The sequence below is a fragment of the Maridesulfovibrio sp. genome (genome assembly GCF_963666665.1).
Classification (GTDB): domain Bacteria; phylum Desulfobacterota; class Desulfovibrionia; order Desulfovibrionales; family Desulfovibrionaceae; genus Maridesulfovibrio.
The window spans coordinates 3,620,804-3,634,640 of sequence record NZ_OY762999.1; the positions used below are offsets into that span (position 1 = coordinate 3,620,804).

At 47.3% G+C, this 13,837-nt stretch carries 12 protein-coding genes; all 12 read right to left on the reverse strand.

All coding sequences use genetic code 11. The features are described from left to right. Nucleotides 1–8: 8 nt before the first annotated feature. The 12 genes from pseB to ACKU40_RS16700 all read right to left on the reverse strand — a co-directional run bounded on the left by pseB (nucleotide 9) and on the right by ACKU40_RS16700 (nucleotide 13,835). Nucleotides 9–1,001 (reverse strand): UDP-N-acetylglucosamine 4,6-dehydratase (inverting), encoded by a 993-nt coding sequence (gene pseB, locus ACKU40_RS16645; protein WP_320173909.1) that lies wholly within the window; start codon nucleotides 999–1,001, stop codon nucleotides 9–11. Nucleotides 1,002–1,013: 12 nt separating this feature from the next. After that, nucleotides 1,014–2,723, reverse strand: coding sequence for an ABC transporter ATP-binding protein (locus ACKU40_RS16650; RefSeq protein WP_320173910.1), 1,710 nt, complete (start codon nucleotides 2,721–2,723; stop codon nucleotides 1,014–1,016). A gap of 21 nt (nucleotides 2,724–2,744) precedes the next feature. Further along, nucleotides 2,745–3,704: an NAD-dependent epimerase/dehydratase family protein gene (locus ACKU40_RS16655; RefSeq protein ID WP_320173911.1), complete on the reverse strand. Its 960-nt coding sequence runs from the start codon at nucleotides 3,702–3,704 to the stop codon at nucleotides 2,745–2,747. Then, the gene (locus ACKU40_RS16660; protein ID WP_320173912.1) at nucleotides 3,697–4,875 is read right to left on the reverse strand and encodes a glycosyltransferase family 4 protein; all 1,179 of its coding nucleotides are present in this window, start codon (nucleotides 4,873–4,875) and stop codon (nucleotides 3,697–3,699) included. The genes ACKU40_RS16655 and ACKU40_RS16660 overlap by 8 nt, the downstream gene beginning before the upstream one ends. Nucleotides 4,876–4,890: 15 nt before the next feature. Then, on the reverse strand, nucleotides 4,891–6,036 hold the full coding sequence (locus ACKU40_RS16665) for a glycosyltransferase (protein ID WP_320173913.1): 1,146 nt from the start codon (nucleotides 6,034–6,036) through the stop codon (nucleotides 4,891–4,893). Nucleotides 6,037–6,048: 12 nt separating this feature from the next. Further along, nucleotides 6,049–7,617, reverse strand: a complete 1,569-nt coding sequence (locus ACKU40_RS16670; protein WP_320173914.1) for a Gfo/Idh/MocA family oxidoreductase — start codon at nucleotides 7,615–7,617, stop codon at nucleotides 6,049–6,051. 11 nt (nucleotides 7,618–7,628) lie between these two features. After that, nucleotides 7,629–8,786: a DegT/DnrJ/EryC1/StrS family aminotransferase gene (locus ACKU40_RS16675; protein ID WP_320173915.1), complete on the reverse strand. Its 1,158-nt coding sequence runs from the start codon at nucleotides 8,784–8,786 to the stop codon at nucleotides 7,629–7,631. A 38-nt stretch (nucleotides 8,787–8,824) separates the two neighbouring features. Then, nucleotides 8,825–9,352 (reverse strand): helix-turn-helix domain-containing protein, encoded by a 528-nt coding sequence (locus tag ACKU40_RS16680; RefSeq protein ID WP_320173916.1) that lies wholly within the window; start codon nucleotides 9,350–9,352, stop codon nucleotides 8,825–8,827. Between the two features lie 104 nt (nucleotides 9,353–9,456). Continuing rightward, complete coding sequence (locus ACKU40_RS16685; RefSeq protein WP_320173917.1) at nucleotides 9,457–11,328, reverse strand: nucleoside-diphosphate sugar epimerase/dehydratase; 1,872 nt, start codon at nucleotides 11,326–11,328, stop codon at nucleotides 9,457–9,459. Between the two features lie 3 nt (nucleotides 11,329–11,331). Then, on the reverse strand, nucleotides 11,332–12,471 hold the full coding sequence (locus tag ACKU40_RS16690) for an aminotransferase class I/II-fold pyridoxal phosphate-dependent enzyme (RefSeq protein ID WP_320173918.1): 1,140 nt from the start codon (nucleotides 12,469–12,471) through the stop codon (nucleotides 11,332–11,334). Between the two features lie 135 nt (nucleotides 12,472–12,606). Further along, nucleotides 12,607–13,227 (reverse strand): acetyltransferase, encoded by a 621-nt coding sequence (locus ACKU40_RS16695; protein ID WP_320173919.1) that lies wholly within the window; start codon nucleotides 13,225–13,227, stop codon nucleotides 12,607–12,609. Next, complete coding sequence (locus ACKU40_RS16700) at nucleotides 13,224–13,835, reverse strand: sugar transferase (protein ID WP_320173920.1); 612 nt, start codon at nucleotides 13,833–13,835, stop codon at nucleotides 13,224–13,226. Before ACKU40_RS16700 ends, ACKU40_RS16695 begins: the two co-directional genes overlap by 4 nt. Nucleotides 13,836–13,837 lie beyond the last annotated feature (2 nt).

Below are 13,837 nucleotides of genomic sequence, written 5' to 3' on the forward strand. Positions count from 1 at the left end.
GAGGATGCCTACTTGTCGATTTTCAGGGTTGAAACCATTTTGATGAGACCTTCCTCATCAACCCAGTCCACGTTGCTGTCGGATGTGTATTCAAATCCTTCAGCAACAGGTGCGCCACCGATCATTTCAGCATGTTTAGCCATGAACTGGGAGTCGGGCTTGATTACGTAGTATTCATCAAATTCAGCAGTGTTGCGGGCATCATCTACAGAAATCATCATTTCATGCAGTTTTTCGCCGGGGCGGATGCCGATGATCTTCTGTTCGCAGTCCGGGCCCATGGCTTTAGCCAGATCGGTAATTTTCATACTAGGAATTTTCTGGACGAAAATTTCACCGCCGACCATTTTTTCAAAACCGTCCAGAACAAATTGGACTGCGTCTTCGAGAGTGGTCCAGAATCTGGTCATGCGCGGATCAGTGATGGTCAGGATCCCGGTTTCTTTCTGTTTCTGAAAAAGGGGAATGACACTGCCTCGGCTTCCCACAACGTTACCGTAGCGGACAACACTGAATTTAGTATCTCCCGATGCAGCATAGAGGTTGCCGGCCACAAAAAGTTTGTCGGAGCAAAGTTTGGTGGCACCGTATAGGTTGACCGGGCTTACTGCCTTGTCTGTGCTCAAGGCAACCACTTTTTCTACACCCAGATCAATGGCGGTGTTGATGATATTCTGGGCACCGATGATGTTGGTCTTAATTGCTTCAAAGGGATTGTACTCAGAAGCGGGAACCTGTTTCATGGCAGCTGCATGGATTACGTAGTCTACTCCTCTGAAAGCACGGTAGAGCCTTTCTTTATCACGGACGTCGCCGATGAAGTAACGCATGCAGGGAAATTCTGTGTCGGAGAATTTACGCGACATTTCGTACTGTTTGAATTCGTCACGGCTGTATATGATTAATCTTTTGGGAGAGTATTTTTCCAAGATCATTTTAACACATTTATGCCCGAAAGAGCCTGTTCCGCCGGTGATCAGAATACTTTTTCCGTTAAACATTATATTCTCCTCTTAACCCTTGAGGGTGTTTTTATCTTCAATAAGGCGGATGCCTTTGTCTTCAATTCTGTATACTTTGTCGCACTGCTCAATGGTTGAGAGTCTGTGCGCGATAATAATCAGTGTCTTGCCTTCGCTGACTTTAAAAATGTGATCCATAATCCGTTTTTCAGTCTGGCTGTCCAGAGCCGAGGTTGCTTCATCAAGAACCAGAAGGTCCGGATTACCGTACAACGCTCTGGCAATGGCTATTCGCTGCTTCTGTCCCCCGGACAGTTGAGAACCGTCTTCACCTACCGGTGTTTCAATCCCTTCATTCTGTTCAAGGAAAGGGGTTAGTTCAGCTTTATCTAGAGCCTTTTTTATTTGCTGTTCATCCCGTTTTCGCCCAAAAGTGACATTTTCGGCCACTGTTGAGTCGAAAAGGTATATTGATTGCGGAATATAGCCAATTTTTTCACGCCATGTGAGCATGTTTTTTTCGGTAAGTATTTTGCCGTCAACGGTGATCTTACCGGAGAAGGAGGTGTACATTCCAATTATAATGTCCGCAAGGGTACTTTTCCCCGCTCCGCTCTCTCCGATCAGGGCAATTTTTTCGCCCTTTTTAATATTCATGGAAATGTTTTCCAGCACCAGATCTTCAGTGTAACCAAAGCTCATTTTCCTAATATCGATCTGTTCATTAAATTCAAGTGGGGCATTGCCCAGTTTGTGGGTCTCAATGTTTAGATCATCATGGAGAAGTTCGATGCTCTTGGTGTAGTAGAGCATGTTATTGTAACTACTTAATATTCTGTTTACTGAGGGCAGCATGCGGTACATGGCCAATGCAAATAGTGAAACAATCGGGATGATAGTTGTCACATTGTGACCATGCATAAGTGCGTATATAAGTGCAGCGATGAGCAGGGAGAAACCGATACTCTCCAGCGAAAGTCGCGGCACGGTGTTATATGTGTTGTTCATAACCATGGCGTTAACGTATCCCTGTCCGGATTTGTACAGGGCTTTGACCGCTGTTTCTTCGCCAGCCATTAGTTTGATAAATTTAAGGTTGTTCAGTGTTTCGCTTATCGTACGATAATATATTTCCTGAAAGTGATTACGTTTGAGCCCTTCCTTTTTAATCAATCGGGAAATGACGTTGACAAGTAATAAGACCATCAAGCCGAGAAATCCAGTTAGGATCAGTGTAACCTTCCAATTGACCACCAGAAGGGCGGTATAAAGAAAGGAAGAAACGAAAAGCTCCGAGATTAACAGTAGCAAGGAATAAAAAAACATGGCTGCGTTAGTTGTCTCGGTAATGAGTTTTTTCGAGAGATCGGAACTGTTCCGGGTGGTCATATCTTGATATTTGATATGAACGTAGTTGGAGAATATTCTAGTGGCCAGAGAAAGAAAAATTCCCTGTGAATATTTCTGAATTAAATACATGTAACAGAGATTGAATATACCTCTGGATACATAAAAGCCAATGAGCACGAATCCGAAGGTCACGACAAATGATTGAACATCACTGAATCCGAGCAGGCTGTAGGCAAAATTGTAATACTTATTATTCGTAACCAGCGAAAAGTCACTTGCAACGGAAATAAATGGTAAAATAGCCGAAATGCCTACAGTCTCGATTCCAGAGATAAGGATGGACAGCACGACTAACCCGAAAATACTTTGTTTCTGGGTTGTATTTAAGAGTCCGGAGATCTTTTTGATCATGATAGAGGTTAAATCCTTTCCTTAATCTTCAATCTCATAGTCATTCATGTACCAGTCCACAGTCTTTTTCAGACCTACCTCAAGAGGAACTTCCGGTTCGTAACCGAGCACTTTCCATGATTTGGAAATGTCGGAAAGGCGGTCTTTTACCGCATCCCAGTTACGTCTCTCTTTGAATACGATTTTAGAGGATGAGCCGGTGTATTCAATGATCATTTTGGCAAGATCAATGATCTGGGTCGGTTTTCCGGTGCCGCCGTTGAAGATATCACCATCTTTTACTTCGGAAAGGGCGGCGAGAGTCAATAACTGGGCGGTGTTACCCACAAAAGTGAAATCGCGGGTCTCGGTGCCGTCGCCGGTGATGAAAAGCGGGTCGCCCTTGATGGCACGTACAATAAAGTTGGGGATGACATTGCGGTATGCACCGTGCGGTTCATAAGGGCCGTAGGTATTGAAAACCCTGATAGAAACCGCCGGGATTTTAAACATGGAAGCGTAGTATTTCACATACAGTTCAGCTGTATATTTGTTGATGGCATACGGGGTTTCGTGGGGATAAATATAGTCTCTCTCGTTCATCATGGCAGCGTTGCCGTAAACGCATGAAGAAGAAGTGTAGACAAATTTCTTAAGCTCTGTATTTTCTTTGCAGATCTCAAGCAGGTTCATGGTGCCGATGATGTTGGCCTGCACATCCTTGAAAGGATGATCAACGGAGTTCTGGTTGGCGAAATGAGCTGCCAGATGGAAAACATAGTTTGGCTTGAACGCATCCATTTGCTCGCGGTAGGAGTCGATCTGCCCGATATCGGCTTTAATGAAAGTGATCCGCTCATCTTCCGGAAGGTAATTCTTATATCCAGAGGACAGGTCATCAAGAACCATCACCGATCCGGCTCCGGCTTTAAGCAGTCTTTCAATAAGATTCAGTCCGATGGCACCGGCGCCGCCGGTTACAAGTACTTTGGCATTATTCATCAAAAAGGGCCTCACGAATGTTTTCGTAGCTGTTGTTCATGTCGTAGTGGTCTTTTCCTTCTTTGTGCAATTCAGCCAGATCAGTTGAATCCAGTCTGCGCACAAGTGCGGCAATAGAAGGAACATCGGCACTGTCAGCCACCAGCAGCTCTTTCTGGATGTCACGCACTATTTGGGTGGTGGTGGATGAGAGAGGGCTCAGGGCCACCACGGGTTTGCCCGCACCGATGTAGTCGGCGAGCTTGGAAGGAAAGAACGGGGAATCCTTAAGCGGGGCATCGATGACCAGCAGGATATCCGCTTCGGAAAGGATTTCTATTGAATCCAGATAGGGAACCGGATCAAAGAATCTGATCAGCTCCGGGCATTTTTTTTCTGCCAACTGACGCTCTTCTTCCTTCATCCGTCCGTAGAAGTGAAATTCGAGATTTTGTGGCTTGACTTTGTGAACAGCATCAATGAGCGGCGCAGCTGAACGTAAGCCGTAGATATTACCTGTATGGGCAATGATCTTCTTGGATGGTTCTGTTTGTCGGCGTGAGTATAGGTCCGGATCAAATACATGAGGCAGGACTTTGATCTTGTTGATGTCAGCATTAAGTCCTTTTACGAATAGATCTTTGGTCTTTTCTGAGGTTACAGTGATTGTGTCCGCTCTTGATATCACTGTTTTTTCGTATAATTCGTTAATCTTGCGTTGGATTCCTGTGCGGTATGAAAGGTACGGATTCAGGGTCCACGGATCGGAAAAGTGAGCGGTCCAATGCAGGTTGCGGTCGGTTTCCTTTACAGCCAGCCCGGCAAGGTGGTTCACCAGCGGGGTTGAGTGGGTATATAGACCATCAATCTGAAATTCTTTGATCAGCTTGATAGCTGCTTTGGCTGCAGGAAATTTCCACCAGAATTTGCGGTCGGTAATTTCCAGTCCGCCGCAAAGGTAATGCAGCCATTTTTCACCGGGAAGTCTGTTCACTCGGTGAATGGTTAGATTTTCATGATCTCGGAGCAGTTTCTGGTCCAGAAATTCAAAGTCGGGATTATCACAGCAGGTCAGCACATGAACCCGGTGCCCGTTCTGGGCCAGAGTCAGGGCGCGTCGCTGGACCTGAATGGATTCCGGCGAGAGGATCGGTGGAAAATCGTATGTTATGAACAGGATTGATTTTTTCATCTTGCTACGCTGAGTTTATAAAAATTCTCTGTAAAGGTCCGCATAGCGGGCTTCTGTCTGCTGGGGATGCCAATGGCTTTCAGCATATTCCCGGGCTTTTCTACCCATTTGTTCACGGTGGTCGGTAGCAGCCATTCTCTGCAGTGCATCGGAATATCCTGATGCGGAATTTTCAACAAGCTCCATCCAGCCGTCTTCGAATTCCGGGACCTGATTTTTGTTGTCCCGTTTGTTTACAATGATTGGTAAGCCGCTCAAGGAAGCTTCGAGTATGGTTTTCGGTATTCCATCGTAGTCGCTGTGAATGGCAAAAACATCGTATGAGCTGCTTTGCTCACAGACTTCGTCATTAGCCATGCGTCTGATGAAATCAACCTGACCGGGGCCTTCAATTCCCTTTGCCTGCTCCATCAGTCCGGTGCGTAATGGGCCGTCTCCCACAACAGTAAGCCGGGCACCGGTTTTTATGGCGGCTTCGATGAGTTTGTCTGGGTTTTTACCGGGAATGAGCCGTCCAACAGAGAAAATTTTTAGAGGTCCGTCAGCATCATAACTCTCTTTGGCTATGATTTTGTCAGGGTTTACCGCATTGTATATGGTTCTGATTTTGCCGGTCTTTCTTTTTTCTACGTAAGAAAGAATAGAGCGGTAAACGACTACTACGGAATCGGCGTTTTTCAGAGTCACGTTCTCCACTGCTGCAGAGAAGTGGTAGTAAAGGAAATTTTTCCAGCCGAAGCTGATATCACGGCGGTTTTCATCCGGATGAGTATGCAGGGAAACCACATAGGGAATTCCCAATTCTTTTTTGATTTCAGAGGCAACAAAGCCGTTAATGTAGTTGCCGTAGCTGCGAATAAGGTCCGGTTTTATTTCTTTCGCGAGCTTAACCCCTTCGGCAGCCCACCCTTTGAGCAGGGCGGGCCGCCAGAAGAGGGATTTAAGTAGCAGTGTTTTGTCGGCCGGAAGGTTGTGGAAGTGCAATCTTGCCTTCCCGGCCATTTTCTGCAGAGCTTCAGCATTGGGCTTGTCTCCGTTGGTCATCAGGATGTGTACATCATCGAAGACCTCCCCCGGATTGTAATAGCGAGAGGTTATCTCCCCCTTTTCTTCAAGGTGTGAAAGGGGGTCAGTGATGATATTCAGGAGGGTTTTGCCCATTCTGTCAGCTCTTTATTTCTTAAGAGTCAGGCTGTTTGAGCCTTCTTCTTCGTATTTATTATTACAACTTACGCATTCAAGGGATTGCGGAAGTATTTCACCGCATTCGCAAACCCAGCCGATTCTTTTGGCGGGGGTGCCGACCATGAGTGCGTAATCAGGTACATCTCTGGTCACAACCGCTCCAGCTCCGATGAAGGCATAGCTGCCTACAGTGTTGCCGCAGACGATGGTGCTGTTTGCACCAAGGGAGGCACCCTTTTTAATCAGGGTTTCGCGCACTTCATTCATGCGGTTCACATGAGCGCGGGGGTTGAACACGTTGGTGAAGACCATGGAAGGTCCGCAGAATACGTCATCTTCAAGGGTTACGCCCTTGTAGACGGAAACGTTATTCTGGATTTTGCAGCCGTTGCCGATGGTTACATCCGGTCCTGCAACAACGTTCTGACCTAGGTTGCAGTTCTCACCGATGGTGGTGTTCTTCATCACATGGGAGAAATGCCAGATTTTGGTTCCTGCACCGATAACCGCGCCAGCATCAACCACAGCGGTCTCGTGTACCTGCGCAGAAGCTGCTTTATCTTCACAATCCATCAGGACTTCGCAGCCCTTGTTGTTCATGGATTTCTGAGCAGCATTGAGTACTTTAAGGACTCTCAATCCTTCCTCTGCATCGGTTCTGGGGAGAACTTTTGATTCAATGCAATCGAGGAAATGTTTGCATTCGAGGAACAGGGGCTCATCCTGAGGGACTTCAACCCGTTCAGCGTCTGCTTTATTGGGTACGGGAATGTTGTTTTCCCATTCCACTTTGTGGGGGTAGAGCAGGAGCTTGTCTTCCCAAGGCTGGGTGTCGTCAAACACCGCCATCTTTTCATCACCGACCACAACCAGCTTCTGTTCTTTGAAGGGGTGCAGCCAGGAAACAAAAATGTGAGCCTTGGTTCCACTGGGGAACTCAAGGTGGGTCGTGGTGACGTCAGCAATGTGCTGATGCAAGTAGTTTCCGCCTGTGGCAATGACTTTTTCAGGCTCTTCTCCGGTAAGGGAGAGAATCATGGAAATGTCATGGGGTGCGAATGACCAGAGGATGTTTTCTTCGCGGCGAATTTTACCTAGGTTCAGCCTGTTGGAGTATATGTAGTTGATGCGGCCTAGTTCGCCGGATTCCACCAGTTCGCGCAATTTCACGAAGATGGGGTGGTACTGCAGCAAATGACCTACCATGAGGATAAGGTCTTTATCCTTGGCTATCTTGATCAGATCTTCAGCTTCTTTTTCATCAAGCACCAGCGGTTTTTCCACATAAACATGCTTGCCGGAAAGCAGGGCTTCCTTGGCAAGGTTGAAGTGGGTTTCCGCTGGGGTAGCGATGATGATTCCGCCGATTTCGTCGTTGGAAAGCACATCTGCATAGGAAAGCACAGTTTCAACTTCAGGGTATTGCTCCTTGAAGCTGGCCAGTGTTTCTGCGTTAGTGTCGCAGATCATTTTCAGCGCACCGGTACGGTCATAGTTACGGACAAGGTTTTTGCCCCAGTAACCGGAACCGACTACAGCAACTTTAAGCTCGCTCATGGGAATCTCCCTTATGCGTTTTTGATTGCGTCAGCGATCAGTTCCTGCTGTTCCCTTTCAAGGTAGGGATGCATGGGAATTGCGAAAATGCGTTTCGCTGCGTCTTCACTGATCGGGCAGTCTCCTTCTTTGTATCCGAGATCCTTAAATGCGGTCTGCAGGTGCAGAGGGATGGGATAGTAGATGGGGGAAGGTACGCCTTTTTCTTTCAGTGCAGCCTGAATACGATCGCGGTGGTCGCCATCTTTGGCCAGCGGGCAGTACTGAGCCCATACGGAACGGTACCCTTCGGGAACGCTGGGGACAGTCAGTCCTTCAGCGTCAGCGAGGAGTTCCGCATAGGTGTCTGCAACTTTGTCGCGCAGATCTACTTCTTTGGGGAAAATGTCAAATTTTGCCTGCAAGATAGCTGCCTGCAGGGTGTCGAGTCGGCCATTGATACCGAGGCGCACGTTGTCGTATTTGTCAGGACCCTGTCCATGCACGCGGTGGGAACGCAAACGTTCGATCAGATCGTCGTCGTCGGTGAAGCACATGCCGCCATCGCCGTAGCAGCCAAGGGGCTTTGCAGGGAAGAAAGAGGTGCAGGTAATATCGCCGAGGGAACAGGCGCGCTTGCCTTTATATTCACCGCCGAAGCCCTGTGCAGCATCTTCAATGATGAACAGGTCGTGTTTGTCGGCAATAGCCTTGATTGAATCGTAGTCTGCGGGCTGGCCGAAGATATCTACGGTGATGATTCCTTTGGGGGTAAGGCCTTCTACCTTAGGCAGGGGCATACCGTTATCAGCACCCTTAAGTGCTTCTATGGTCTTTTCGAGTTTATCAGGATCAATGTTGAAGGTCACTGGGTCAATATCCACGTAGACCGGAACTGCACCTAAAACAGCGACAGCTTCAGCGGTAGCGAAAAAGGTAAACGGAGTGGTGAAAACCGCATCTCCGGGCTTAATGTCTAGTGCCATGAGAGCAAGGGTCAGAGCATCAGTTCCGGATGCGCAGCCCAGGGCGTGCTTGGTGCCGCAGTATTCGGCAAGACGCTCTTCAAGGGCTGTTATTTCAGGACCCATGATGTAGGCACCGTGATTGAGTACCGCATCCATATTGGAACGAACCTGCTCTTCAATAAGAGAAAACTGTTTTTTAAGATCGATAAAAGGTATACCCATGAGATTATTTCTCCATGCTTAATGCGTTTTTATATTGATTAGACAACCTTCCAATTGGGTCGCCTCAAATAAATTTCACTTGTTTTGTCAAATTCTTCAGTATTGAGGACCATAAGTCTTATTTTGCGTTTGATAGCCTCTTCGGCTTTTGTGCAAAGGTCGCCGATACGTTCAGAGTTAGTTTCATCGCCTATGATGAGAACGTCAATTATTCCTGAATCTATTCCCTTGGCATAATCATCAAGAATGTAGACAGAGTCCACATCACCGATGGTGGATAGGATGTATTCGAGGATCTGGTCGATTCCGATGTATTTACGGACAATGGAACTGATTTCGGGAAAAAAGGGGTGAGAGGAATTGGCGTTGTAGAAAATGTAACGCCCTTCCTTTTTTTTGTTCAGGTATCCTGCCTCACTCAAGCCATCCAATTCTTCTTTCATGGCGTTTGGTGAAACATCGAATTCTGCAGCTAGTTCCCTGAGGTATGAAGAAACATCAGGGTTAAGAAAAAGCTTCAGAAGTAGTTTTATTCTGGTCTTGGATGTGAATAATTCTTTGAGCATGATGTGAGTTTGTTAGGTTATTCTGAACAAACTGTCAAACCGGAAGGTGCCTAATAATGATAATATCCATTGAGGGGGGTAGAGTTTTTGTTGAGAAGTTTTTTTTACCCTTCCTCATCAAACTCAGGGACCACGTCATGCAGCTTAGCTCTGACTCCGTCCGCATGAAATTTGTCAGCCGCATCTTTCATTTCAGCAAGTTGTTTTTTGAATTGGGTGCAGTAGGCGTCGAGGTCGTTTTCAATTCCTTTGAGAACCATGATTTTGTCATGTTCGGTGCGGACTATGCCTTCCCCTTCGGTGATGAGCTCTTCATAGAGTTTTTCACCTTCGCGTAAACCGGTGAAGATTATTTCGATATCTTTGTCCGGTTCCTTGCCGGAGAGTCTGATCAAGTCGCGGGCCATGTCGGCGATTTTAACGGGTTCACCCATTTCGAGGATGAAAATTTCACCGCCGTCAGCCATTACCCCGGCTTGCAGGATGAGCTGGGCAGCCTCGGATATGGACATGAAGTAGCGCGTCACGTCTTTATGGGTGACGGTGACCGGACCGCCTTTTTCGATCTGGCGTCGGAACAGGGGAACAACAGACCCAGACGAGCCGACCACGTTTCCGAAACGTACTGCCATGAAAGTTGTTTCGGAATTATGGAACAGCCTCATGAGCAGTTCGGTGACGCGTTTTGAGGCGCCCATGATGTTGGTGGGGCGCACGGCTTTATCTGTGGATACAGTGACAAAACGGGAAACTCCGTGCTTATCCGCAGCGGTCATAACATTCTTGGTTCCACAGATGTTGTTGTGCACAGCCTGCCAGGGGTTGCGTTCCATCATGGGAACGTGCTTGTAAGCTGCGGCGTGGAATACGGTATGCGGTTTGTATTTACCGAATGTTTCATCCATGAGCTGTACATCCTGTACACAACCTAGAACGGTGACATAATCATGGTATTTTAACTCATGGTGCAATTCCATCTGAATGCCGTAAAGGTTGGCTTCACTGGCGTCTACAAGGATGATTTTTACCGGATTGAAGCGAACTACCTGCCGGACCAGTTCGGAACCGATGGAACCTCCGCATCCGGTCACCAGTACAATTTTTCCGGAGAGATAGTCGCTGATGGCAGTTGTATCCAGCTGGACTGGTGCACGGCCCAGCAAATCCTGATAGCTGACATCTCGTAATGCCTTGATCCCAACCTTACCGTTGATGATTTCATCCATTCCGGGCAGTATTTTATATGGCAGTCCGGTTTCTTTACAAGCGTCGATGATTTCGCGCATCTGTGCTCCCGAAGCTTCAGCTACGGCGATGAGTATTTCATTAACACACTTGTTTTTAACTAATTCTTGTATATCAGAGAGAGGGCCGAGTACGGGAACACCATGGATTGTTCTTCCCCGTTTGCTTTTGTCATTATCAAGAAAGCCTACGGGTAAATATTTAAGTTGCCCGCTGCTTCTGATTTCACGGACAACTTTTTCTCCAGCCCGCCCAGCTCCGATAATCAAGGCATTGTTGCCGTCAACAGGACATGCTTCCGGTGAAAATTGAATAGAATTCCCGTCCTTGAAGGCGTAAAAGGAACGGATCATAATCCGAATACCGCCGCACATGAATACGGTCAGCATCCAGTCGATGATGAATACCCCGCGGGAAAAACCACCGAAGCCGAATTTATAAAGAACTACAGTAACCAGAATCAGAGACTGCAGGAAGGTGGCTTCAAGTATATGCCAGAGATCTCTCAGGCTGGTATAGCGCCACATACCGCGATAAAGTCCCAGCCCGAGGAAAACTGAAAATTTGATAATAATAGTGTATTTTAGCAGTTCAATACATTGGACGGACGCAAATTCGGGTAGGCTGAAATCAAAACGGAACAGGTATGCTCCATAGAAAGCCCCGGCGAAGATGAGTAGATCCAGCAGGACCATAAGGTAGAAATTTGCGTTGCGCAGGTTGTTGATCATATCCTATTTTCCGCAGCTTTTAATCAGGTCTACAATTCTTTTCATATCTTCAGCTGCCATGGCTGTGCCGGAGGGCAGGCATAGTCCGCGTGCAAAAAGGTCGTCACTGACCTTTCCTCCGAAAACCATATTATCTTTGAACACAGGCTGCTGATGCATGGGTTTCCAGACTGGACGGGATTCGATGTTTTTTTCTTCCAGTGCAATCCGGATTTCATCCGGTGAAGCTCCGAATTTTTCCTTATCTACCAACATCACAGAAAGCCAGCGGTTACACTTTCCATAATCTGCTTCAGGCATAAAAGATATGCCGGGGCATGCGCCGAGCTCCTGCTCGTAATAATCAAAAATTTCTCTTTTGCGCTTAACTCTGTCGGGGATGACTTCAACCTGTCCTCGGCCTACAGCTGCCACAAGGTTGGACATGCGATAGTTGTAGCCGATTTCCTTGTGCTCATAATACGGTTCCGGTTCCTTGGCCTGCTGGGAGAGCCAGCGGGCCCTGCTGATCATGTCTTCGTTATCAGAGGCCAGAAGCCCGCCGCCGGAGGTGGTGATTATTTTGTTGCCGTTAAATGAATAGGCAGCCATAAGCGCCCCTTTGCCTGCATGACGTCCTTTGTATGTGGCGCCTACGGATTCAGCAGAGTCAACAATTAAGGGGATTCCGTGCGGTTTGAGAATTTCAAGTATACGGTCATAATCAGCACACTGTCCGTAAAGGTCCGTGGGAACAACCGCTTTGGGTTTGCGCCCAATAGAAATATAGTGGTCTATGGCTTCGGCCAGCAGGTCCGGGTCCATGTTCCATGATTTGTAGTCGCTGTCGATGAATACCGGTTCGGCGCCAAGAAATGTTACAGCGCTGACGCTGCCGATAAAGGTGAGCGAGGATGCGATTACCACATCTCCCGGTTCGACACCGATTATGCGCAGGGCAAGGTGCAGAGCCGCAGTTCCGCTGGAAAGAGCAGCACAGTGAGCAAAGCCGGTAAGCTTTGAGAAATCCTGTTCGAATCCGTTAACCATAGGGCCCAAAGGAGCAATGAAATTGCTTTCAAAAGCCTGACGGACATATTCCTGTTCATTGCCTCCCATATGCGGAGGGGAAAGATAGATTCGGTTATTTTTGTTTGCGGACACTTGCAGGATTTCCTTTAAGGCTTGTATTATTAGCAACAACGGGTCTGATATTATATTTTGAGATTTTAGTACAGTTCTGAACTAATTCATACAAAAGCGGTTGTAATGATTGTTTTTATAGCAATGAGCGCGAGGTCAGGATTTAATGCTGGCAGGTATTCCTGCTGCCGTAGATCCGCTCGGAATATTTTTAATCGCTGTTGAACCGCCACCAAGAATGGCTCTATTGCCGATTTTTATCCGGGGCAAAACGGTGGCTCCAATGCCGACCATCGCCTCTTCTCCGACAAGGACTTCACCGCCTAAAGTTGAGCCGGGCGCAATATGCGCATGGGGGCCGATTTCGTTATGATGTTCAACTGTTGAGTTGGTGTTTATTATGGTGTTATCCTTAATTCTGGCACCAGTGTTGATGACCGCCCCTGCCATAATCATGCAACCGTCGCCAATTTCAACATTGGGTGCGATTATGGCTGAGGGATGGATTACTGAGAAAAGATGTTCCCCGGATTCGATTAGGTCATTGAAAATGCGCTTGCGGAGGCTATTGTTGCCAACGGCGATAACGATACCGTCATGTTCAAGCTGACAAATTGCGGTATTGCCCCCGGCAACAGGAATGCCCATAATGTTTTTACCGTGTATTTCATGGTTTTCATCCACGAAAGCAACAGGTTCAGCTTCCTGCATTTGTAAAAGAGCATCGGCAACTACCTGTCCATGGCCCCCAGCTCCCATTACGATGATTTTTTTCATCTTATTTTTCCTTCTTTACTACCCATAAATTCTTGAGCAGTGGCCTGCCCTGGTTGGGAGATTCCTTCACGTTTGAAAACTCGGGCAACAGTAAGGTAAAGAATTTTAACATCCAGCAGCAGGTTATGGTTATCCACATACCAGACATCAAGCTTAAATTTGTCTTCCCATGAAATTGCGTTGCGTCCGTTGACCTGTGCCCATCCGGTGATACCGGGCAGTACGTCATGGCGGCGAGCCTGTTCCGGGCTGTAGCGTTCGAGGTATTGCATGAGTAAGGGGCGCGGACCCACCAGAGACATGTCTCCAAAAATGACATTGACCAGTTCCGGCAGTTCGTCAAGGGATGAGGAACGTAGAATTTTTCCGAACCTGCTTAGCCTTTCTGAGTCAGGGAGTAGATTGCCGAGTTCGTCTCTGGCATCGGTCATGGTCTTAAATTTAATAATATTAAAAGGCTTGCCGCGCAGTCCAGGTCTGCGTTGGATAAAGAATATACCACCGCCCATTTTTTTATGAATGGCAATGGCTACTCCGAGCAATACGGGAAAAAAAATGATCAGTGCGCTGATGGATACAACAAGGTCAAAACATCTTTTCACGGTCATAA

Coding starts and splice junctions, on each gene's coding strand:
- ACKU40_RS16670 (WP_320173914.1), bottom strand. CDS start 7,617: ATGAGCGAGCTTAAAGTTGCTGTAGTCGGTTCCGGTTACTGGGGCAAA.
- ACKU40_RS16675 (WP_320173915.1), bottom strand. CDS start 8,786: ATGGGTATACCTTTTATCGATCTTAAAAAACAGTTTTCTCTTATTGAA.
- ACKU40_RS16660 (WP_320173912.1), bottom strand. CDS start 4,875: ATGAAAAAATCAATCCTGTTCATAACATACGATTTTCCACCGATCCTC.
- ACKU40_RS16695 (WP_320173919.1), bottom strand. CDS start 13,227: ATGAAAAAAATCATCGTAATGGGAGCTGGGGGCCATGGACAGGTAGTT.
- ACKU40_RS16665 (WP_320173913.1), bottom strand. CDS start 6,036: ATGGGCAAAACCCTCCTGAATATCATCACTGACCCCCTTTCACACCTT.
- ACKU40_RS16700 (WP_320173920.1), bottom strand. CDS start 13,835: ATGACCGTGAAAAGATGTTTTGACCTTGTTGTATCCATCAGCGCACTG.
- ACKU40_RS16655 (WP_320173911.1), bottom strand. CDS start 3,704: ATGAATAATGCCAAAGTACTTGTAACCGGCGGCGCCGGTGCCATCGGA.
- ACKU40_RS16650 (WP_320173910.1), bottom strand. CDS start 2,723: ATGATCAAAAAGATCTCCGGACTCTTAAATACAACCCAGAAACAAAGT.
- ACKU40_RS16680 (WP_320173916.1), bottom strand. CDS start 9,352: ATGCTCAAAGAATTATTCACATCCAAGACCAGAATAAAACTACTTCTG.
- pseB (WP_320173909.1), bottom strand. CDS start 1,001: ATGTTTAACGGAAAAAGTATTCTGATCACCGGCGGAACAGGCTCTTTC.
- ACKU40_RS16685 (WP_320173917.1), bottom strand. CDS start 11,328: ATGATCAACAACCTGCGCAACGCAAATTTCTACCTTATGGTCCTGCTG.